We start from the raw sequence: 24,190 nt of genomic DNA on the forward strand, positions 1-24,190 counted from the left end.
ATGCACCAGCGCTTCATGCCCCGGTGGAATGCCCGACACATCCCACGCCGTCCCCCCGAAAAAGCGCAAGTGCGCTCGACAGCGTACCGGTATCGCCCTCAGTAATGAACGCGTCCCGGAAGGCTTTCCCGGTCTCCGGGTTGAACAGGCCATCACGCTCAAACGGTTCAAAAGCCTGGCGGGCCAAGACACCAGACCACTTGTAGGAATACATCTTAGCCCCATAGCTACCCATCGGTTGTTCGAAACTGTTGATCGGGCGGGTGCCATCAGGCCACTGCAAATGCCCGATTTCACTGTTGGCATGGGTGAAAACCTCATGAGGTGTACGCCCGTCGCCGTAGGTACGGTGCAGCTCAAAGTCGACGAGACCCGTGAGCAAAATACTGGCGGTTTCCTGACTGGTCTGGGTGTGAGCAAATCGGCTCATTTGAGTGGCCATATCGTCAGGCAAGGGATCTCCTGTCTGGAAATGGCCGGATAGCCAGACCAGGAACGACGCAGTAAAGCAGAATTGCTCCAGCACCTGGCCGAAAAACTCCGTCGTATCATGGCCTAATTGGCCCATACCGGAAATCGCCCGGTAGGGGGCGGCGGTCAACAGGTGCTGCAGGCAGTGGCCGAATTCATGCAATAAGACCCTCAATTGCAAGTGATCCAGCAAGCAAGGCTGGGTCGCTGTCGGTCGTGGCAACTGGCTGCGCAGCACGGCTATAGGCCGTTGTGGACGCCCCTCGGCGGTCATCCGGTGATCGCGCAAACCTGAGGCAGCGCCAATCTCGCCGCCCGCCAGGCGACGATAAGGGTCAATGAACAAATACCCAATGGGCTCGGCGTACTCCCTGAGTTCAAATACCCGCACATCCGGGTGCCAGGTATCGACGGTGGTTTGTTCAATCAGCTCAACGCCGAACAGCGTTTTGGTGAACGCGCACAAGCGTTGCAGCACCGTTTCCAGTGGGAAGTATTTGCGCACGGCGTCTTGGGAGACACCCGCCACGTCCTGGCGAATCTTTTCCGCATAATAGTTGTAATCCCAGGGTTCGAGCGCATCGACCCCACGTTGCGCGGCATAGCGTTGCAGTTGTTGTGCCTCATGGGCAAATGTCGTGCGTGCCCGATCAATCTGCTGATAAAGAAATGCAGTGACCTCATCGGTCGTCTGCGCCATTTGCTCCACCAACGCCAGTTCGGCGAAGTTGGCATAGCCGAGCAATTGTGCTTTCTGGTGACGGCTGTCGAGCAACACTGTCAGAACCGGTTCATTGTCGGTGGCAATGTCGTCGGGACCGGTGCCCACGGCACGGCTGTAGTAAGCCACCATCATTTCCTGGCGCAAGGCTCGATGGTCGGCGTAGCTCATCACCTCCTGAAAGGACTGCTCGGAAAGGGTTAATAACCAGCCATCCAGGCCTGCGTCCCGAGCCGCGGCCTCCATGCGTGCCAGGGTCGCGCCAGGCAACCCACTGAGCATCGCCTTATCTTGAATGTGCTTACGCCATGCGTCGCCGGAGTCTTTCACACGCCGCAGGAACTCTTGGCTGAACTCCTCGATTTGCAGGTTCAACGTTTTGAGCCGTCGTTGATTCTCAGGCGAAAGATCAAGACCCGCCAACTGGTACTTGCGCAGTATTTTATGCAATGCACTGTGGCGCTGTTGATTGAAAAGGGCTGCGGGCGGGCTATCGGCAAGTTGTCGGTGAAGCTGGTACAGATCATTGTTCGCGGCCAGCTCGGCGCAGTACTGCCTTGCAAGCTCATAACTGCGATGTGATGCCAGCTTCCATGTCGGCCCCTGGGGAACGGAGTCAAGCAACTCAATGATTTTGAGAAAGCCGTCCAGGCGTGCCTCCAGCTCTTCCACTGCTTGCACCAGGTCGTCCCACGTGGGGAATAACGACTGGCTGGCTATGATCGTGGCGGTGGTGTTGCGGCTATCAGCGATGATTTGCTCAATGGCGGGAACCAAGTGTTCTGCTCTGATGGCAGAGAACGGTGGCAAGTCGTAGGGCAGTAGCAGAGGGTTTCTTTCAGGCATGAAGTCACTCTTCAAAGGTTGCTGTCGAAGCAGCCAGCCTAGGGAATGAATTATCGTTGGAGGGGTAGATAGATAAGAGCAAAGCGATAACGCGCGTAACCGGATGCCCCGCGTTATACACAGCCACAGTGCTCGCGATATCAGGCCCCAGGGGCGGCAGGCACCTCACCGCAAATAGAGGATCGTGCAGAGAATACGGCGGTCAAAAGCCCCACCCCGCGGTAGAGCGGGGTGGGGCTTTTTGTCACAAGACACACATCAGGACGCGGAACGCACCGTCCCTTGAGCGACGGTCTTTGGCTGCAACCTGAACACGTAGAACAGCACGGTCAACACCACCAGGAACACCGGGCCCACATACAGTGCCACACGGGTATCGGGGAAGTACGCCATCAGCCCCACCACCATCACCAGGAACGCCAGCGCCAGGTAGGAACTGACCGGGTACAACCACATGCGGTACTTGAGGCTAGCCGCCTCGGCCGGGCTCAGGCTTTTGCGGAACTTGAGCTGGGCCAGCAGGATCATCAGCCAGGTCCAGATCGCGCCGAACGTGGCAATGGAAGTGACCCACACAAAGACTTTTTCCGGGACCATGTAATTGAGCAGCACACCCAGCAACAGTACGAAGATCGACAACAGCAACGCCTTGCGCGGTACGCCGTTGCTCGACGTGGTGCCGAAGGTGGCAGGTGCCTGGCCGTTCTGCGCCAGGCTGTAGAGCATACGCCCGGTGCTGAAGATGCCGCCGTTGCAGGACGACAGCGCGGCGGTGATCACCACGAAGTTGATGATGCCCGCAGCGGTCTTGATGCCCAGACGCTCGAAGGTCATCACGAATGGGCTGCCCTGGGTGCCGATTTCATTCCATGGGTAGATCGACAGGATCACAAACAACGCCCCCACGTAGAACAGCAGGATGCGCCAGAACACCGAGCCGATGGCACTGGGAATGGTCTTCTGCGGGTTCTTCGCTTCACCAGCGGTCAGGCCGATCATCTCCACGCCCAGGTAGGCGAACATCACCATCTGCAAGGACATCAACACTCCCGTGATGCCATTGGGCATAAAGCCGCCGTGGGCCCACAGGTTGGAAATGCCCAGCGCCACGCCGTCATTGCCAAAACCAAACGCGATGATGCCGACGCCGCCGATGACCATGGCAATGATGGTGACGATCTTGATCAGCGCGAACCAGAACTCGAACTCACCGAACGCCTTGACCGCGATCAGGTTGATCGTGCCCATGCTGATCAACGCCGCCAGGGCCCAGATCCAGCGTGGGGTGTCGGGAAACCAGACGCCCATGTACACGGCCACGGCGGTGATTTCCGCCACGCAGGTCACCAGCCACAGGAACCAATAGTTCCAGCCGGTGAGAAAGCCCGCCAAGGGGCCGAGATAGTCTTGGGCGTAACGACTGAACGAGCCGGCGACAGGGTTGTGCACCGCCATTTCGCCGAGGGCGCGCATGATCACCAGGATCGCCAGGCCGCCAATGATGTACGAGAGCATGATCGCCGGGCCGGCCATTTCAATGGCCTTGGCCGAACCAAGGAACAGGCCGACACCGATACAGGCGCCAAGGGCCATCAGGCGAATATGCCGTTCACCGAGTTCGCGTTTGAGCGGGCCGCCTTGAGCGGTCTCGCCATGGGGCAGTGGGTTGCCGACTGGCATAAAGGTACAACCTCATTTTGTTATTGGATTGTCCGTCGAGTTTGCGGGGTGCAGGCCGGTAAGCCTGTGCCCTTGTCGAAACCGGGGCCGCCTCATGGACGGACCCTTCTTGCCAGGCAAGATCAGCGGGCCGTGCAGTATAAAAACCTCGACACAGGGCCTTTCACTATAAAACACGCCAATTTCAGCGGTACCTCGCGGGAAAAAGCCGGTTTATGGAGGGGCATTAGCTGATCCCGCGTGAAAGGCCACGGGGCGAAACGGCGGCGAGTATTGCACAGCCAGGGTGCATCGTCATGCCCCTACCATCGCCCAATGGTCACTGCGAGGGGCTCTATCTCAAGGCTTTCACGCCATAGCGATACAAACTATGGAAAAAGGCGAAAGGTCCCGGTGAAGACTGCGCCCGCAACCGGCACGCTCTGTCATTACCTTCAACGAGACTTCATGGATGACTGAATTGACCACCCGGCATGAGCAGCCGACTCCATCCCAGCGTCAGGACGGCGATCGGCAAATGCTGGACACCCTAATTGCACACCTCAAGACCGAACCCTACGCTGCCGCAGACTCACTCCCGGTGCCGACCCACTGTGCACTCGGCTGCTGGCTTGTGCTCTATCGCCAAGCCCTCGGCCACCCCTCTTTCGTGGCCTGGGCCGGGCAGCGGCGTTTCAACCCGATGGAAGTGAACGTGCGCAACGGCACTCTGTATGCCAACGGTGCCACCTTCACCTATGAGGACGCCAGCGGCTGGCAGCAGCTCGCGCCGCCCATTCGGGCCATCGCCCTGATCATCGACCCGGATGCCATCGGCCTGGCCTACCCTGCCGCAAACCTGTCACTGAGCGCCCGTCAGGTGCTGCGGTTCCACGGCTACCCCCAACCGACTACGCTTGCCCAACGCGGCGTGCTGATTGACGCACTGGGTAGGACCGAACCTGCGCTCGCGGACGCGTTCGAGCGACTGAATCAGGATCTGCACGCGGCAGCCAATGCACTGCATGCACAGATCATCGAAGACGACCTGAACGAACACACATTCAACCTGTTGAGTGTGTACCGCTGCCGTTTCCCCCTGGCTGGCGGCTCGTTCTGGGCCGTGACCATGCAGACCGCCGCAACGTTACTCGGGGAGATCACTGAGCATCCGCAGTTTCTCGCCTTGACTCGCCCCGATGCACTGACCCAAGGCCTGTACGAATTTGACCACCAGCAACACTCGATCAGAGGCGCCGGCCCCTGGGGTCAACGGGTAGACATCAGCCATGAACAACTGTCGCAGCTGCCGCTGGGCGATCGCCTTGAACGCTTGCAAGCCTGCGCTGCGGCCATGAACCTGTTCGTCCATCAGGACGGCCAATTCAGCCTCGCACAGTTGCTCAGCTTGCACGACCTGCCGTTGCCGGATAATCGCGAGGCGGCCTGGGAGCTGATGGAACAACTGCAGCGCAGCGAACCGGTGACGGTGCCGCCCGTGAGTGATCTGGCGCATTCCGACGTCGCCTTGCGGCAGTATCGACAACGCCTCGAAACCACCCGGCTCGCTAGCCCCCAGCAGGGCAATTACTGGGAAGCCCTGGGTATGCCACTACCGGGTGCGCTGACCCTTTCAACCGAACAACGCGCCAAGGTGATCCATATCAGCGCCACGTTTGTCCCACAACCCAGCTCCGGTTTGTTCAACCTGCTGGCTGCCGATCTGCCGCCCGGGCCACCGGATGAACAACTGCAACAACTGCTTGCCGCTCCCCGTGCGCAGAAGCTGGCCGATTCGTTGCTTGGCGCCGTGGGCTGGTTTGGACACGCCCCCGGTGAAACGACCAGCAACGCCAGTCGAGACACATTGGTCCTTGCCGCGCTGATCCTCAGTCTCGACCCGCAGGCCGCACAAGCGCGATACACCCTCGCCGGCCTGAACCTGAACCACAGCGATTACCATGGGCATCGTTATGCAGACCTGCGCCGCTCACTTGAGCTGCACCTGATTGCGGCTGGTGTTGCTACTCCTCAAACCACGGGGTTGGCCGCACACCTGTTGCTGGCGGGTGTCGCACCGGAGTTTTTGGTGCAAGGCATCCCTGATTCGCTGTACTTCATGACTTCCCACGCCTGGATGCTGTTCAAACAAGGCGTGATGCTGGCAGAAGAGCTCGCCTGCGGGTCAACACGACAGCTGGCGTTCAGCGACATCATCGCGCTTGCCATCCAGGAGCCGGCGACGGACCAGGAACGCTTGTGGCGCGAGCATTACGCCACCGCCACTCTGATCGACTGGGCAATCGTCCACGGCGAACTGCGACCTGCACAGACCTATCGAACCGATGAACTCGACGCCATCAAAGAGCGCCTGAAGGCCCGTATAAAGACTTTGCACGACGCAGCCGAAACCTTGCGCAGCAGGCTCATCACGCGCCGCAGCCTGGCCTTGAGGGACCTTAAACGCGTCTTCCCCAACCACCGCAGGCTGAAGAAAAAATGCCTGCAAGAAGGACAAGGCCCCTTTCGGCTCCCCTCCTACAGACCGACCACGGGCGTAAAGCTTCAGTCGTTGGCGGATCTGCATATGGGCGGCCACCTGCAACCCATTGACGATAAATGGCGCTCAACCGACCCCGAACTCGACCTCACCCTGCTGAAAAAAAACTTTGGCCAGTTGCGCGATGTCAACGCGCTGTTCAGCGAGGCCGCTGGTGCTTACACGCAAAGACTCAAGGAGGCGTATATCCGAGCAATCAGTTACCTGCTGTCGCAGTTACCACTGGCCGACCGCAAGCGCTTGCACGAGGGGGCGGTACAACTGCTCGTGGTGAGGCAAGCAGCCAGCAAGCCGCAGATCGAGGAAGGGCCCGGAGAGAAAATGGCCCGTACCGGCCGGTTCGGCTTCATCCTGCGTTGTACGGCAGTCAACACCGTCCATGACTACGAACTGTTTCCCCTGCTCAATCAAGTGCAACAAAACACCCGCCTTCCCGCCATCCTGGAACTGGGAGGCCGCCCGCTCAAAGTCACCACCGGCTCCCCCCACAGCACACGACCGATCGCGTATTTGCATGAGGGCAGTCGCCTGGCCATTGATGAGGATGCCTACTTCAAAGGCACCCCACCCACACCTGGAAGGTATTGCACCGTTATCGTGGATCAACTCTGGCATTTCGAGGGGCTCCCGGCCATTGCTAGTCCGCTGGTGTTCGACTCGCCAAGAAACCTCACGTTGGCGAGCACCATCGTCAATCACCACTTTTTCATCGATATCGATACCTGGGTGGTCCAGGCCAAAGGCTTGACCACCCTTGAAGAGCGAAAAAAAAACAGCGAGCAGTTGTTAGAGGCGCTGCTGGGCTTCATACCCTTCTGGACCTGCGGCCATGACCTCGCCTCCGGGGAAATCAAACGCGTGCTCGATGGCACACTGGGCTGTTTCTTCGACATGCTTGGCCTGATCATGCCGACCAAAGGCTTCATTACCAGCGGCTGGGGCCGCCTGATCAAGCCCGCACCGGCCTACTTGAAACTGCTGCAACTGACCAGACTCAGCGCCACCTTTATCAATGAGTTGCTCAACCCACTGGAGGCGGTGCCATCGTTGGTGCGCCTGACGGCCTATGGCCTGGCCAGGTTAAACCACTCAGGCCAGCGGGCACTGGCGGGCGCACTGCGTCATGCCCAGCAACGTCTGGCCCATGGGACGCCGATGGATTACGCCCGGCTGATCAACCGCGCCGACGTCAGGCCTGGCGTTCTGATGCACCCTGAGGGGCTGACGCCTCTGTTGGCGATCAGGCGCGCCAACGCCTGGCATGCCTTTGACCCCTTCAGTGCAAGGCCGTACGGTCCCGCGCTGGAAGGTTTGCAACTGGACACCACGATGGCCGTCACACCGGTCAGCTTCGCCGACGGCTACAAGGTGCTCGTTGTAGAGCCCTTTTTTGACACGGCGCCCTTGCTCATTCAACGCGCCGACGCGACCGACTTGTTGGACCAAGGCCGCGTCTGGCGTTTGTCCCATAAACACCCCAGCCAGCTGGACGAACTCACCTCAGAGGCCCATGCCAAGCTCACCGACCACTTCGACTCGGTCTGCCCCGTCGGCAGAGCAAAGCGCAGCCCGGGGGTGCCCCTCATCTGTTTCACCAAAAGGCTGTACGCCTTTAAGGATTCGATTCATAAACGTCGAGTCCAGGCGCTCGACCATATTCGCATCCAGCCGGCGCCGATGATCGGCGGCAACAAACGCCAGTTGGTTTATTACCGAAACGTGCATGATGTCACCCCGGACTTCGACGGCTTCGAGCTGACCCCTCACCCCCAACCTTCAGCGTTGATCTACCAACAGCAGGTCAGCGGCAGGCGCATTGACAGCGAGCCGCAGTTCGGCTTGCCCGAAGACGACCTGGACAACCTGCTCACCCGTAAAACCCAAGTCGTTGAAATCGATGGGCTGGTGAACCTCATCAATGACCGCAGAACCCTTCGGGCGCTGGAGATCACCCTACCCAACACGACAACACCTTACTGGGTGGCCGAGCCCGATGTGGGTGTTTTTTACCGGACAAACGCAACGCCCAGCGGCGCCGACACCTTGCAATTCCAGCAATTGGATTTCAGCCAAGGCGGCGACGATACAGCGCTGATCAGGGCCTACTGCGACACCAAAATGCAGTTCTTGCAAGCCGGCGGGATGATTCCCGACCAACCGCTGGTCACACTGCCGACCCTCGAAGTCCTGTACCGACAGTTGAACAAGCGCGGGTTTTTGCCGAAAAAAATCGAAAATATCCGCAAAAAGGCCAGCACCCTGAGGGTCATCAAGCAGCGGGAACTGCTGCTTAACGCCTCGGACGAGGGAAGGCGCCTGGATATCAATGTGGTCTCGCGGCCGGTGCAACTGGACATCTGGCCACCCAGCTCCGCCACGGGTAGCCCGCTCAATAAATACCTCGCAGAGCAAGCCAACGTCAGCACCCAGGCGGTGGTGGATAGAACCGGCCTGAGATCCAACAACGTCGTCGGGGCGACCCCGGCTGAAATCCTGCGACTGCAAGAAGCTGAACCCGTTGTGATGTGGGAATACAGCAAGATCGGCCACCCGAACTACACCGAGGTCATTCTCAAGACCGGTGCGGGCAATTGTGACCAGATGGCCCATGTGGCGTGTGAAATGATCCGAACCAATGGTGGCGTCGCTCACGTGTGGTACTGCCGGGGTCATACCTTTGTGGTGGTGGGTACGGTCCCTTCGGGCTTGACCCAGACTCTGGATTTCCAGGGCGCCGACTGGGCGAACCTGTCTATCTGCGACCCCTGGGCATCCATTACGTGTCCGGCGCAGGACTATATACGGCAACTGAAGATAAAAATGACCGTCTGGTACCTGGAGGACAAGATGGTGTTTTTCCATGATGGCGTGAGCCGTCGCTGGGCACCGGCCAATGACCCGACCTGGCTGAACATACTGGAGACCAGCATTAAATATCCGATGCCATGAACACATTTTCCCCCCAACCGGCTACCCGCGACTAAGCTTCAGGCAAGTCCGATCAATCTGCGTGCAGGGGTCAATCGACTATGGGCGCACTGTGGCAAACCGAATCAAGCAAGGCTGCGAAACTACAAGGCAGTCCGGACCCAGCGCCTTTACCCAAAAATAAACCCCAGCCCCGTTATGTACGGCGGCTGTTCTGGTTGATCGTGCTGATGGCGCTGGTGGCCTTGGGGTTTGCCGCCACCAAAGAGATGCGCACTTCACGCCTGCAGGCCCAGGAACTCAGCCGCCTGGCCCGTACCCTCACCTACCAGGTACAACCCGGCCCCAGCGATGCCATCGCCTATCCCGGTGCCGGCCCGTTCGACCGGCGCCTGGGTTACAGCGACCTCGGCACCTTCCTGCCGCGCTTGCTCAAACGCGGCTATGTAATCGAGGCCCAGGCACGCTTTTCGCCCCAATTGATGGACTACAGCGCCAAGGGCCTGTTCGTGCCCTACACGGAAAAGATCCAGGCCGGGCTGTCCATCACCGATTGCCGAGCCGTGCCGCTCTACCAGTACAAGTACCCGCAACAGTTGTATGAGAGCTTCGACGCCATTCCGCCTCTGGTGATCAGCAGCCTGCTGTTCATTGAAAACCGCGACCTTCTCGACCCCACTCAACCTCAGGCCAACCCTGCCGTTGACTGGCCGCGCTTTGCCAACGCCGCGTGGTCGCAAGTGGCAAAGGCGCTGCATCTGCCGGGACAGAGTGCCGGCGGCAGCACCTTGGCCACGCAGCTGGAAAAATACCGCCACTCTCCGGATGGCCTGACCGTGTCGGGCACAGAGAAATTGCGACAGATGTTTTCTGCCGCCGTGCGGGCCTATCGCAATGGGCCACAAACCTTACCGGCGCGGCAGAATATCCTGCGTGACTACCTCAACAGCGTGCCGCTGTCGGCAGTGCCCGGCCATGGCGAAGTGCACGGTTTGGCCGAGGGGCTGCGAGTGTGGTACGGCGCCGACTTCAACCAGGTCAATCAGGCGCTGGTCGGCCCGGTGAATAGCGAGCAAGGTCTGGCCCTGCGTCAGGTGTTGTCGTTGATCATTGCCCAGCGCCGCCCTTCTTACTACCTGGCCAAAGGTCGGGAAGAGCTGGCCCAACTCACCGACAGCCATCTGCGGCTGCTGGCCCACAACGGTGTGATTGCCCCTGCGCTGTTGCAGGCAGCACTGACGTCCAAGGTCAGTTATCGCGACTGGGTGCAACAACCCACAATGCAACCCATCGAGACGACCAAAGGCATCAGCATGGCCCGCGCCCGCCTCGCCGCCCTGCTCGACCGCCCCCTGTACGATCTGGACCGCCTCGATCTCTCGGCCACCAGCACTCTGCAAGCGCCGTTGCAGGCCCAGGTCAGCGATTACCTCAAACGCCTCGCCGAGCCGGACTACGCACGCCAGGTCGGCCTGCTCGGCGATCGCCTGCTGACCCCAACCAGTACCGCGCAAGTACGTTACAGCTTCACCCTGTTCGAGCTGACACCGGACGGCTCACGGGTACGTGTACAAACCGACAATACCGACCAGCCCTTCGATATCAACGAAGGCAGCAAACTCGAGCTAGGCTCCACGGCCAAGCTGCGAGTGCTGACCACCTACCTGCAAATCATCACCGAGCTGCACGACAAGTACGCCACCCAAACGAGCGCCGCACTGAAGAAAGTCGACATCGCCGAACAGGACCGCATCAGCCGCTGGGCCGTCGACTATCTGATCCAGACACCGGATAAATCCTTGGCCAACATGCTCGACGCCGCCCTCGACCGCACTTACTCGGCCAGCCCCAACGAAGGTTTTTTCACCGGCGGCGGTATGCATCGCTTCCACAATTTTCGCAACGAAGACAACGGCCGCAGCCCGACCCTGCGCGACGCCCTGCGCGAGTCGATCAACCTGCCGTTCATTCGCCTGATGCGTGACCTGGTGCGTTTCAGCACCTATGCGGGCGCCAACAACAGCGCCGAGTTGCTCAAGGACGACAGTGACCCGCGCCGCCAGGAATATCTTGCCGACTTCGCCGACCGCGAGGGCACGACGTTCCTGCGCAAGTTCTGGAAGAAGTACCAGAAGAAAGACACCCAGGACCGCCTCGACACCTTTCTCGACGGCCTGCGCCCCACGCCGATCCGCCTGGCCGCCGTGCACCGTTACTTGTTGCCCAACGCCAGCCAAGGCAGCTTCGACCTGTTCGTGCGTGCGCACCTGAACGGCATCAAAACCAATGAGAAACTCACCGATGAGCGCCTGCAAAATCTCTACAAAGCTTACGGCCCCGGCAACTATGACCTGCCCGACCAGGGCTATATCGCCAAGGTGCACCCTCTGGACCTGTGGCTGATGGGCTACCTGCTCAATCATCCCGAGGCAACCTTCAGTGAGGTGGTCAAAGCCAGCCAGTTCGAGCGCCAGGAGGTCTACAGCTGGCTGTTCAAGAGCCGTCATCAGAGCGCCCGCGACAGTCGTATCCGGACCATGCTCGAGGTCGAAGCCTTCCTCGATATTCATCAGCGCTGGCAGGCGGTGGGCTATCCGTTCGACCATCTGGTGCCCTCCCTGGCCACGGCCATCGGCAGCTCCGGCGATCGCCCGGCGGCGCTCGCGGAATTGATGGGGATCATCCTCAACGATGGCGTGCGTGCGCGGGTGGTGCGTATCGACAGTCTGCACTTTGCCGCTGATACACCGTATGAAACCCAAGTGATCAACGACCCCGCCGAAGGCAAACGGGTGATGCCGCTCGAAGTGGCGCGAGCACTGCGCGGGGCCTTGTCCCAAGTGGTGGATGCCGGTACGGCCAAACGCGTGGCCGGCAGTTTCAAGCTGGACGACGGCACACCGCTGGCCATGGGCGGCAAGACCGGCACCGGTGACAACCGTATCGAAGCCATCGGCGCCGGCGGCCGGGTACTCAGTTCCAAGGCGATCAACCGCACTGCCACCTTTGTGTTCTATATCGGTGACCGGCACTTCGGCACGCTCACTGCCTTCGTCCCAGGCAGTTCGGCACAAACCTTCAAGTTCACCTCGGCGTTGCCCGTGCAGGTGCTCAAAGGCATGGCGCCAATTCTGCTGCCGTACCTAAACCCAGGCAGCCACACGCTGTGCCAGCCCGTGGTCAGTACGCACTGATAGGCAACGATAGACAATTACTGCCAGGACAGCCCCGGCGCAGGCCAGTCTGAGGGCCCGATTGACTACACCCAAAAACCACCATGACCGCGACTGCTTCCTCTGCCCCCGAAGATAAAGGCCAACACTACTCACTCATCCGAGACGCGCTCCCCAACTGGGTCGAAACGCTGTCGACGTCACGCGCCAGCGCCTTGAAGTCCAGCCGCAAAACTATTGCGCCCTGGTATAAAAGTGCCTCGCCCCACCAGCATCAATTATTGAAAACCGCGATTGCCGAACATTGGCAAACCCAAACCCTTGTCGACCAGAAACTCGCCGCGGTCACCGACCTCAAAGGCTTTGCCGAGCCGTTGTTGAAAGCCGCGCTGAAACAGCAATACAACCTCGACGTCGATGTCCGCAGCACTTGCCTGCGGCTCTATGCCCCAGCCAACCAGGCATGGTGGGTCGGAGATTTTAGCGGTGGAGTGCAAAGCCGCACGGTGTCGCTGCTGGACGCGGCACTGCACAACTTTGCCGACAGCGAGGCGTTTACCGCCGATTCGCAATTCATCACCCAGCCCGACGCCCGGGGCCATTTCGATGTCATCCCTCTGAAAGCCCGGCTGTCGATCCAGCAGTTCAAAACGCTGGTTCGCGGCCTGGACATCGGCGCCCAGTACCAACAGCACCTTGAGAACTATCTCGGCCGCACCGCCCCGGTGGTCGAAGGCGTGCTGCGAGCCCGGGTGATGCTCAATCAGCAGGCCGCCCTCAAGGTGGCTGCGCGCATGGCATTAATCAGGGGCGATATCCAGGCGTTGGATCATGCGTTGATCACAGGCTTGGTCAGGGGCCAGCAAAACCTCACGCTCGACGGCAAGGCCGCGCACTGTCATGACCTGAGCCTGATGGATGCCACCTTGACCGGCGTGGTACTGATTGCCGCCGACCTGGAAGTCAGTCGCCAGGCATCGCCCGTGATCGCCTATATCCCGAATGACCCGCAGCACCCACTCAAACGCTATGCCTCGACGGTGGAGTTCATGCAGGCACTGACCGGGCAACTGCGGCAAACCGACTACCAGCAATTCTTCAGCCGGTTTGTCGAGCATCAGTACCAGGGGCATTTTTTCAACCAGTTGGGCACGCGTTTGAGCCAGGTGAAATGGCATCAACACGCGCCCGGCGATCCACAGCCGACCTGGCGTGAAACACCCCGCGACAACCCCAACCTGCAGTTCAGCGTGACGCGTGTACGCACGCCACTGTGGGAGCACCTGTATCAGCAAAGTCTCAATAAAATCCTCAACGATGCCCGTGAACTGGCGATCGCAACCGCCTACGCCGACCGCATGGCACGTTGGGCCTGGTGGGACAATCTAGAAAAAGTCCTCTCGGACATTCTCAACGCGACGCTATTAGTGGTGACCCCCTTCGTTCCGTTTTTGGGCGAATTGATGCTGGCCTATACCGCTTACCAACTCGCCGACGAGGTGTTCGAAGGATTGTTGGATTGGGCCGAAGGCCAGGGCATAGAGGCCATTGAACATGTGGCAGGGGTGACGGAGAACGTGGTGCAACTGATCGCGTTCGGCGCCGCCGGGCAACTGGCCCATCTTAAGCTGTCCCCCTTTGTCGAGGGTTTGAAGCCTGTGATGCTGGCTGACGGCAAAACCCGTTTATGGCATGCGGACATGAGCCCCTATGAACAAGAAGCCGTAACCCTGGCCCCCGGTTCGAAACCCGATGCCCATGGGTTTCACTCGCACGCTGGCAAAAAAATCCTGCGCCTGGAGAACAAGCACTACGAGGTCAGCCAGGAACCCGACACCGGCCGGCACCGGATCATCCACCCACAACGCCCGCACGCCTATCGTCCCGAGGTGGTGCTTAACGGTCAGGGGGCCGTGGTGCTGGAGGGCGAAGAACCCAGGGCCTGGGACGACTCACAACTGCTCCAGCGCCTGAGCCCCATCACCGCCACCTGGCCACCTGCACGCCTGCAACAGTTATACGATATCAGTGGCACCGAACCCGGCGCGTTGAGGCATATGTACGCCGAAAACCAGGCCCCGCCGCCGCTATTGACCGATACCCTGAATCGCTTGGAACTGCGGCAGCAGATCGACGCTCTCAGCGAACCCTCCGCCGACAACGGTGAAGCCGCCTATTGGTCCGCCGACATGGTAACGCGAATGCCTGGCTGGCCGGCCGATAAAGCCGTCGCGGTGTTCGAAGCCGCCGACCTGAGCGGCGAGCCGATGCACCATGGCGCAATGCAGGCAACTCAGGAATCGACGCTGGCCATCAGCCGTGAAGCGTTATTGGCAGGCCGGCTAATCCCACGAGTCGTAGACTTTCTGGACACAACCGAGCTTACCGCTCTACTCGACAAGCCCTTGCCCGCCGACAATGACGCGCGGGTGCAAATCCTGCGTGAACAGCTGAGCCGTTACATAACCACACGCAAGGAGGACATCTTCGATCACCTGTACGGTTTCAAACGCCAGTCAAAAAGCGCCCACGGGTTACTGCTGCAACGCCAGTTCCCCGAGCTGCCCGACACCCTGGCCCAAGTGATACTGAACCAGGCCCGCCCGGCGGAAGTGCAGTTGATGAATGACGAGAAGCGTTTGCCGCTACGGCTCAAGCATCAGGCCCGGGAATTACAGTTCGAAGCGCGAACCACCCACGCCTACGAAGGTTTCTACCCGGGCAACGCGCCCACACCCGATACCGAACGGCTGCTGCTCAACGCGCTGAGAATCCACAGTGACGCGTTCGCCAACCTGCGCCTGAGCATCCGCGAGCAAGTGCCGAACGGGCAACTGCGTTGCCATGTCGGTCCGGACGAGGCAGCGACCGAGACGCTGCTGGTACGCACAGCACCAGGGCGATATGCAGTTCACAAAGCCGGCGTCGAGAATACCTGGGACCTGTATGAAGCCGTGCTGCAAGCCGTCCCCCCTGGCACCCTGGGTTTTGCGCCGGGTGATGGCGAGGCGTTGCGCCAGTGGCTCACACGCACCTTGCAACCACCCGCCGAACGCCGCACCGTGTTGGCCGAACCGCCGGTCTTCACAGTCGCCCCCCTGGAGACCCAGCATCTGCTGCAAAAGCCAATGTTCAGCGCCCTGCGCCGTAGGCTGGGGCGCGCCAGCGTAGACGAGCGCCTCAAGTCGCTTTATCCGACGCTTTGCGAAGAAGATGTAGCGGCCTACGCCCTGTCGCTGGACTCGGCCGAGGGACAGCGTCTACTCACGGAGCTTGAAACCCAGAAAAAAGACCTGCTGCGCGCCCTCAAAAATTGGCAGGACCTACCGGCTGCCGGTACCCACAGACGTCGCGCAACACTCCCGGAGCAGTTGTTCAGGAAGCGAGTGACTGCGCTCATACAAAGCAGTTGGGAGCAATCGTCCAAGGGCTACGAAACGGATTTCGGCGAGCGTCGAGTGGGTAGCGAACTGGACCTGCGTGGAGAAACCATCTACGGGTTTCTACAAAACTTCCCTCGATTGAACACCGCGTTGAACCACATCACCAACCTCAACCTGGCAGGCACCGACTTCACTGACGCCGACAGCCCGTTCCTGCACAATTTCCCTAACCTGCGTATGCTGGATATCACCGGCAAGCACCTGAAGACTTTTCCATCGGCCCTCAGCGGTATGCGTCGACTCACCCATCTGGGCCTGTCCGAAAACCCGATTCGCTGGCGTGCGCAGAACCTGGAACACCTCAGGCAATTGCACCACCTGAGGGTATTGATCCTCTCGCACAATGAACACCTGGTCACACCGGCGGACATTAGCCGCATGCCGGAGCTGCGCATACTGGCGCTCAACAACACGCAAATCCGCGATTGGCCCATAGGGCTGTTCGAGCTGCCGCGCTCGCCCGACTTCAACCTGAATTTGTTGAATACGCCGATCACCCAAGTACCGATCGTCGAACCCGGCTCGGTGCAAGCCGAACTGGTGACACGCGCACGCCTGGACAACAACAAGCTGGAGCGCGACGCCGAGGATCGACTGGTCAGTTACCGGCGCGCCGCGGGTCTGGATCCTTATCGCACCTATCCCCCCCGAGGCGAGCTGGACAGTCAATTCTGGCTCGAACACCTGACACCCGAAATACGCCAGGGATGGCAGGAAATCTGGGACGATCTCGAACGGGAACATGGCTCACAGGGTTTTTTTGAAGTCATCAGAAGCCAGCGACAACCCACCCCCGACATCGTCCACGACCCGGCCGACCTTCTGCGCTACAACCAGAACCTCAGACAATTGCGCACCAATGTCTTGCGTCTGCTAAGGGCCGCCGACAGCGACGAACAAACCCGCACGGCGCTGTTCAACCTGAGCGCCATGCCGACCCACTGCGCCGATGCGGGCGCCCAGCTGTTCAACGCCATGGGTATCGAAGCCATGAAGCTGGAGGCCTGGCGCGAGCCTACCCCTCAAGCCCGGACCGGTGCGCTGGTACGGCTGGCCAAGCAAAAGGCCCGGCTGGACAAGGTCAACCAGATCGCCAGGAAAGACATCCAGACTCGCCTCAACACCCCCACACTCAATGAGGATGGCAGCGAAGGCCCCTCTTTGCGGCTGACCACCGATGTCGTCGACGGTGTTCCGGGCACTCTGGATGAAGTCGAAGTGTACAGCGCCTACCAGACCGGACTGAAGGAACGCCTGGATCTGCCTTGGTTGGCGGACCACATGCTATACCGCGATGCCGGCAATGTCGCAGACTGGCAGCTGGCCAATGCTTACGACAAGGTCATCGAGGAGGAGCAAGGCGACGGGCTGGTGAACCAGATGCTTGAGCAGTCTTTCTGGAGCGACTACTTGCTCAATACCCGTCCCGAGGCGTTCCGACAGATCAAATGCCAGCATGAACAGGCCAGCGAAAGCATCGACGACTTGCGACTGGCTCAAAACGCTTGGGCCGCCCATGAACAACTGCCACCGGAGCGCAAGAGCTCGACCACCAGTACCCAACTCCGGCAGCGTCTGCTCGACCTGGCAGACGCGCTGAATGTCCCCCATGAGCAAGTCCTGACCGGCGAGCCTATGACGGAAGAACGGTACTTGAGCCTGTTTTTCAAGAGTTTCTACGACGAACAGGAACTGGACCGCCGCCTGACCCGCGAGGCCATGGTTGCCGCCGGTTTTTAACCCTCACGCCCATTGCACAATGGCTCATCCATCAGCATGAGCGTTGAGGGGCATATCGGTCCTCCATCGCAACCCGGCACCACCGACCTCAGACGGTGCGTCAGCAGCAAGGGCGATGTAGTGGTTATGTAGGCCTGCCCTCCTCGTGAGGGTGATTAGTGTAGATCGGGTTGATCATCCGACTGTTCACTTAAAGGCATCAAAACCATGTTACTCGAACGCCCCTACCTACACGCTGCGAGCCACGCCAGACAGGGTATTCATTTTGACTTTATCCAGCGTGTAATTCCGGATTGGCTCCGCACTGCCACGCTGACCCGCGTTCGCGCAGTGCGGGGCGCCAGCCCTTATGTCTATACCCGCCTCAAGGCTGTGGACGCGCCTGCAGACCCTGCCCCCAGAGAAGCGATGGCCGAACATTGGGCAGCCAGGAACGCCTTGGATGAACAACTCAAATACATGAAGGACGTGTATTCATTCGCCGAGCGCCTGCTCAAAAAAGCCTTACGGGAATACGGCAACATTGATGTGAGAAACACCTTTATCCGTCTTTATGCCCCCGCCAAGAAAAGCTGGTGGGTCATTGGGGTGCACAAAGGTGTGACCAGCCGAACCGTGTCGTTGCTGGATGCCGCACTGCATAACTTTTGCGCCAGTGAGCAGTTTGCCGACTATGCGTTCTTGTCCCGCGTCGACGCTCGTGGCCAGCAAAACATCCTGACGCTGACCTCCGGCACCAGTGGTCAACCCTTGACGGCACTGGGTTTCAAAAACCTGTGCCGCTCGCTCGATATCGGCCGGCAATACCAGACACGGTTATTGAGTACCCTGGGCTTCAGCAATTCAGTCCAGGCCGATTCCTTACGGCTCAAAGTGATTGCCTGCGACAAAGCCTCGCTTAAAAATGCAGCCTGCATCGCCTTTGCACAGCAGCACATCAAAGCCGATGCGAGGCGTTTGCTCTTTGATATCGTCGAAGGCAAGCCCACCCCATCCCTGGGTGGCATACCGGTGGATTACTACAACCTGAGCCTGCTGGATGCCCGGTTGAGCGGTGTCCTATTGATTGCTGCGCCCCAAGGCCGCGACAAACACATCGAACGCTTGATTGCCTATATCCCCGAGGACCCCGAGCATCCGTTGAAGGAATACGCCTCGCCGGTCGCGTTCATGAACGAGTTGACGCGCCAATTGCGCGACAACCCCTCGCCCCTCGATGCAACAGGCCAAACGCCGAACAAGGCGACCTACCGCCAGTTCTTCAGTCAATTTATCGACCACAAACAACGCGGACATTTTTTCGCTGAATTGCAAAGCCGCCTGTACAAAGTGCAGTGGCACCAAAAGGCACGCACCGACAACGGCCCCAACTGGCAAACCCTTGCGGTGGACACGCCGCAGTTGCACTTCAGCGTGCAAAACATCTCTGACGATTACCAGAACCGCCCGCCCTCGGGCCGCTCCGAGCCCGATACGCTGTGGCATTACCTGTACCGGGTCAAACTCAACAAGATCGTCAACGATACCCGGGAAATTGCCATCACCACCGCCTATGCAGACCTGATGGCACGCTGGGCCTGGTGGGACAACCTGAGCAAGATCCTGTCGGACATCTTTAATGCCGCGCTACTGGTGGTCACCCCATTCGTGCCATTCCTGGGGGAGCTGATGCTCGCCTACACCGCCTACCAGGTGGCCAACGATGTGTTCGAAGGCATCGTTGACTGGGCACAGGGCAAAGGGCTGGAAGCCATCGGTCACGTCATGGAGGTAGTGGAGGCGGTGGTGCAGTTGGGGGCTTGGGCGGCGGCAGGAACTGTCGGCCAGACCCTCACCCTCAAGCTATCGCCATTCGTCGAGAGCCTGCGCCCAGTGGAACTTGCCAGCGGCGAACAACGCTTGTGGAACCCGGATATTTCGCCTTACCAGCAGAGCATCAGCCTGCCCAAAGGCATTGAGCCAGACGCACAAGGCCTGTATCAGCATGCTAAAAAACACTGGCTGGTACATGCTGACAAACACTATCAGGTCAAGCCGGATCCGCACCTGACCCACCACCGGATCGTGCACCCCAACCGGCCGCAAGCCTACCGACCGAAAGTACGCTTCAATGGCAACGGTGCCTGGGTGCATGAAGGCGAACAACCGCGCAGCTGGGACGAGCACACGCTGATGCGCCGTATCAGCTCCGCCACCCATACGCTCACCACCGAACAGCTCGAACAGATCCGCATCATCAGTGGCAGCGAGCCCGACCATCTACGCTATATGTATGTGCGCAACCAACCGTCTCCGCCGTTGCTGGTCGATACCCTCGAACGCTTTCGCGCCGGCCGATTTGCCGAAGAATCGGCCGGCAGGATACGCACAGGTCAGATACTTGAGCCGTATTCCTACTGGTTCGAACAGGCCGTCACAGAACTCCCCGGCTGGCCGCCAAGCAAAGCCCTGGAGGTGTTTCACAACAGCGACCTGAGCGGCGACTCGCGCAAGTATGGCGATGCCACCGCCCTGCCGGCCAATACCCTGACCATCAGCCTGGCCGACGTGATGGCGGCCAAACTGCCGGAGCGTGTGCTGGGTTTTCTCGAAGAACAGCAGGTCAATACGCTGCTGGGCGAAACCTTGCCCAAGGCACAACGGGCCCAGGCACTGCGCGACAAATTAGCCAGTTACGTCGATGGCTTTGGCGGCCACATTGCCAGCAGTCACTATCAATTGGGCCAAGCCAGCAGCGATCCGCACATAGCCCTGCTGCGCCAGACCTTTCCCGAGCTGCCGCTGAGCAGCGCCAACGCCTTGCTCAAACAGGCATGGCCTGAAGAATTAAAGGCAATGACGGACGAACAGCGCCTGCCCTTGCGCCTCAAGGGCCTGGCTCGAGAACTGTCCTTCGACAACAAGGCCTGCCGTGCAGTCGAAGGGCTTTACCCTCCCCTGCAACCGTCAGCGCAAAGCGAACGGTTGGTACTCAATACCCTGCGCTTGCATAGCGACTCATTCAGCGGCCTGAAAATCGATATACGTGACAACGGCCCCAGTGGGTCCCTGCGCTGTAGTGTCGGTGAACACGATGCACCCCAGGTACGTACCCTGGTGCGTAACGCTCAAGGGGCTTATGAAGTATTCGATGCCGAACCCAAGTCGCTGAATCACACAGCCGATCTGTACGAGTCTGTGCTCTGGACCCTGGCGCAGGTTCCGGAGCGCACCCCGCCCTATGCCGTCGGCGAAGGTGAACGGTTCAGGCAATGGGTGATCGAGCACAATCAGACACCGTCCGAGCGACGCCAGGCGTTGGCCGAACCGCCTGTGAACAGGCAGCCCGCCCCAGAGGTCGAGGTACTTCTGGGTGGAGGCGCATCGTGCAAAATGAGCCGCACCGACAGCTACGACATGCAACCAAAAACCATTGAGGAGCGCATCAAACAGCTACTTCCCGCCATGAGCAGAGAGGGTATTCGACGCTTATCAAACACGCTGGGAACAATTGAAGGCGAGCAAACGCTGACGCAAATGGAGGCACAAAAACAACAGTTATTCCATCAGCTCGATACCTACATCAAAGGCCCGACCCGCTGGAAAGGCACGCCATTGGAGTCAGAAGCACGCAAGCGTCGGGCCGTAGTAGCAATCCGTCTTTACGACGGCTGGAGCAATGGCCTGACTGTTCACCTGGACGAGAGTTTCGAACACCGAGGTGGCATCGCCCTCGATTTATTCAACACCAACATGCCCGATGAGCTACCTACCCTAAGCGTGCCGCTGAACCACATCAGCGACGTGGACCTGCGCGGTTGCGATTTTACAGACAGTCACGCCGCCTTCCTGAACAACTTCCCGCATCTGCGCGACCTCGACCTGAGCCATAACCGTATCACCCAGTTACCCGAGACTCTCGGCAACCTCAAACGCCTGCGGCGATTACACTTGGAAAAAAATGCTCTGGTGCTGGATGACTCGGCCATTGCCACGCTCAAACGCCTCAAGCGCCTCAAACAACTTGAGATGGCCGGCAACCCATTGGGGCAACCGCCGGATATCAGCCAGATGCCAAACTTGACCTTGCTGAACCTGCGCGACACACACATCAAGGATTGGCCTGCCGGGCTGGTGGGCCAATCCCGGCCACGGGGGTTCCAATTGGACCTGAGCGAGAACCCGATTACACAGTTACCCCATGTGGCGCCAGGCTCGGATGATGCCGACATCATTGCTCGTACACGCCTGGACCAGGGCAAGCTCACCTCGGACTTTCAAGACTTGCTCGCCGAATACCGCGAGTCCGTGGGGTTGGACCCGCTGCGCTTCTACGCCCCCAAAGGCGAGAGCACGCCCTGGCTCACCTACATCAAGCCTGAAGAGGTTGAACGCCACCGGCAACTCTGGGATGAGATTGAAAAAGAGCCGGGCTCCCAGGGCTTGTTTGAAGTGATCAAGTCCCTTGAGGAGCCGGATGCGTTTCAAGCCGAGGAGGACCGCTTGGCCTACCAGAGCAATCACCCTGAACTGAGCCAGAGAGTCTGGCGCCTGCTCAGAGCAGTGGAAGCCGACAGCGAATTGCGCGACCGCGTGTTCAAGGATACCCGCTACCCTGGATTGTGCCCCGATGCGGGCGCGCTGATCTTTCAGAAACTGGGCATCGAAGTACTCGCCAGCGAAGCCTATCGGACCAGCACATCGCCACAGGAACTGGAGGCCAGGCTGGTGGTACTGGCCCGTGGAGCCGCGCGCGATGCTTACATGGGCAAAGCCATTGGTGAAGATATCGCCCAGCGCCTCAAACCCAAAGAACAGGGGGGGAAGGGGCAGCGGCTATGGTCGCAGGTCGTCGACGGCGAGCATGGAGAGGTCGATGAGGCCGGCATTCATCTGGCCTATCGCAGCACACTGGCAGACCGACTGGACCTACCGTGGTTATCTACCCATATGACCTATCGTACCCTGGCTGACGTGACACACGAACAGATCGAGAAAGTTGCCAACGCAGTCGCCAGGCTTGAAGAAGGTGACGGGTTGGTGAATCAGATGCTGCTGGATAACGGCTGGGAGCGTTACCTTGAGCAGCACAACCCCACCGCCAAATGGAACAATGACACCGCCTTCGACCTGAAATATGCTCAACTCGACGAACTGCAAGCGCTGCAACAGCAATACGCAGGCTCGCAGGACCTGCCCGAGGCCGATCAGGAACCCCAGCGGGAAAACCTGCGCAGCTTGGCACAGGCGCTGGAGTTGGACGAAAGCAGCGTGTTATCCGGTAATCCCATGAGCTCAACCCTGTTCGATACGACACTCAACGAGTTGGGCTACCGTCACACACAGTGGCTGCGGGACCTGACCCGCGAGGCGTTGAACCGTGCGGGGCTCCGCAGGAACCGGACTTGATCAAGGCGCCGGAAAATCAAACAACAGGTGCACCGTGCCGTAATACTCGCCGCCCTTGTAACCGTCCGCCGGTTCGATGGCGGCAATTTCCAGCTCGGCGCGGCGGCCGGCACGTGCCTCGTCGGCGCTGAGGACCAGGGTCGAATCCAGCGTCAGCGGCACCCGATTGAACAACACCTGCAGTTCGATACGGTTGCGGCCACTCAACAGGTAAGGCGTATCACCCAGGCGCGCGGCCACCCCGCCATTGATGTTCTTCACGTCGAAGTTCTTGCGCAGGCGTCCCAGCCGGGCAGTCGCCAGATCCCAGGCCAGCACCTGGTCCTGCCCAATCCAGTCGGGCTCGGAGGGCAGCACATAGGCTTCATGGATCGGGATGGTCACCGACACATCAAACGTGTGGCGCTCCTGGAACGCCAGCGCCCGTTCGCCCATCAGCACAGGCGCCATCAGTACCGCCAGTACCGTTAGTTGCTTGAACATAGTCATCACCCGTTACTGCTGACCGACATCGGTTTTTTGTTGCGGCCTTCGATCATCTGGAAGTTGAACTGGCGCTCCGGCTTTTTCTCGAGCACCAACTGGCGACCGGGCAGGATGTGGTGCTTGGTGGTAGCCTCACAGTCGGTCTTTTTCGCCACCGAACAATCGCGGAACTCATCGAGCACCACCACGCTGTTGCCCGCATTACGCAGGGTGTACTGGCTGCTGGTCTCGCTGATTTGCGTATCGAAACGGGTGTCCTTGGGCCTGACGAAAAACACCGTGCCGTAGCCCGCCATGACATTGACCCCGGCCGCCAGCGCGTCTTTGTACTCGGCACGCTCTTGATCGGTCACGGCAAAGTCATCTTCCTTTTCCGGTACCACCGGGATGAAGCGCACACGAAAGTAACGTTCGGTGTCGCGTTCGCCCATGTACAGCAACCGTGTGCCCTGACGCCCACCGGCCGGTACGATCAGGCGCGCCGGGCTGGCCATCAGGCCGTCGCGATTGGTGGTGCTGCCTTTGGCGTCGGTCATCGACGCGACGGGCACTTCCCGGGACGCGCCGTCGGCGTTGTAGACGATCTCCAGCACATTGACCTTGATAAACGCGGTACTGGTGCCGCCGTTGTAGACCCGCTTGAGGTAAGAGCTGCGGTCGCCGTCCAGATAGTCATAGACCACCCCAACGTTGATCGCCGGCCCCGCATAAGCGCCCAACGACATCAGGAACAGCCCCACCGCTAACACTGCATGTTTCATGTTTGATTACGCCT

At 59.7% G+C, this 24,190-nt stretch carries 8 protein-coding genes; 4 read left to right on the forward strand and 4 right to left on the reverse strand.

Annotation, left to right across the window (positions count from 1 at the left end; all coding sequences use genetic code 11):
* Positions 1-13: 13 nt before the first annotated feature.
* Together FW800_RS17455 and FW800_RS17460 are read right to left on the reverse strand one after the other, a co-directional pair.
* The gene (locus tag FW800_RS17455) at positions 14-2,038 is read right to left on the reverse strand and encodes a M3 family metallopeptidase (RefSeq protein WP_446438113.1); all 2,025 of its coding nucleotides are present in this window, start codon (positions 2,036-2,038) and stop codon (positions 14-16) included.
* A 258-nt stretch (positions 2,039-2,296) separates the two neighbouring features.
* Complete coding sequence (locus tag FW800_RS17460; protein WP_032877579.1) at positions 2,297-3,718, reverse strand: amino acid permease; 1,422 nt, start codon at positions 3,716-3,718, stop codon at positions 2,297-2,299.
* 451 nt (positions 3,719-4,169) lie between these two features.
* On the opposite strand from FW800_RS17460, the gene FW800_RS17465 reads away from it, so the two are divergent.
* From FW800_RS17465 to FW800_RS17480, 4 genes are all read left to right on the forward strand, one after another.
* The gene (locus FW800_RS17465; protein ID WP_446438114.1) at positions 4,170-9,206 is read left to right on the forward strand and encodes a hypothetical protein; all 5,037 of its coding nucleotides are present in this window, start codon (positions 4,170-4,172) and stop codon (positions 9,204-9,206) included.
* 80 nt (positions 9,207-9,286) lie between these two features.
* Positions 9,287-12,379, forward strand: a complete 3,093-nt coding sequence (locus FW800_RS17470) for a transglycosylase domain-containing protein (RefSeq protein ID WP_446438115.1) — start codon at positions 9,287-9,289, stop codon at positions 12,377-12,379.
* An 83-nt stretch (positions 12,380-12,462) separates the two neighbouring features.
* Complete coding sequence (locus tag FW800_RS17475) at positions 12,463-17,541, forward strand: dermonecrotic toxin domain-containing protein (protein WP_446438116.1); 5,079 nt, start codon at positions 12,463-12,465, stop codon at positions 17,539-17,541.
* Positions 17,542-17,748: 207 nt separating this feature from the next.
* Positions 17,749-22,929, forward strand: a complete 5,181-nt coding sequence (locus tag FW800_RS17480; protein ID WP_446438117.1) for a dermonecrotic toxin domain-containing protein — start codon at positions 17,749-17,751, stop codon at positions 22,927-22,929.
* On the opposite strand, the gene FW800_RS17485 is transcribed toward FW800_RS17480, so the two are convergent.
* Both FW800_RS17485 and FW800_RS17490 read right to left on the reverse strand, forming a co-directional pair.
* Complete coding sequence (locus FW800_RS17485; RefSeq protein ID WP_078820401.1) at positions 22,930-23,412, reverse strand: CS1 type fimbrial major subunit; 483 nt, start codon at positions 23,410-23,412, stop codon at positions 22,930-22,932.
* Between the two features lie 5 nt (positions 23,413-23,417).
* The gene (locus FW800_RS17490; RefSeq protein WP_446438118.1) at positions 23,418-24,176 is read right to left on the reverse strand and encodes a molecular chaperone; all 759 of its coding nucleotides are present in this window, start codon (positions 24,174-24,176) and stop codon (positions 23,418-23,420) included.
* Positions 24,177-24,190: the final 14 nt, after the last annotated feature.

The organism is Pseudomonas sp. 910_23 (assembly GCF_052850795.1).

Coding starts and splice junctions, on each gene's coding strand:
- FW800_RS17480 (WP_446438117.1), top strand. CDS start 17,749: ATGTTACTCGAACGCCCCTACCTACACGCTGCGAGCCACGCCAGACAG.
- FW800_RS17470 (WP_446438115.1), top strand. CDS start 9,287: ATGGGCGCACTGTGGCAAACCGAATCAAGCAAGGCTGCGAAACTACAA.
- FW800_RS17490 (WP_446438118.1), bottom strand. CDS start 24,176: ATGAAACATGCAGTGTTAGCGGTGGGGCTGTTCCTGATGTCGTTGGGC.
- FW800_RS17465 (WP_446438114.1), top strand. CDS start 4,170: ATGACTGAATTGACCACCCGGCATGAGCAGCCGACTCCATCCCAGCGT.
- FW800_RS17485 (WP_078820401.1), bottom strand. CDS start 23,412: ATGTTCAAGCAACTAACGGTACTGGCGGTACTGATGGCGCCTGTGCTG.
- FW800_RS17460 (WP_032877579.1), bottom strand. CDS start 3,718: ATGCCAGTCGGCAACCCACTGCCCCATGGCGAGACCGCTCAAGGCGGC.
- FW800_RS17455 (WP_446438113.1), bottom strand. CDS start 2,038: ATGCCTGAAAGAAACCCTCTGCTACTGCCCTACGACTTGCCACCGTTC.
- FW800_RS17475 (WP_446438116.1), top strand. CDS start 12,463: ATGACCGCGACTGCTTCCTCTGCCCCCGAAGATAAAGGCCAACACTAC.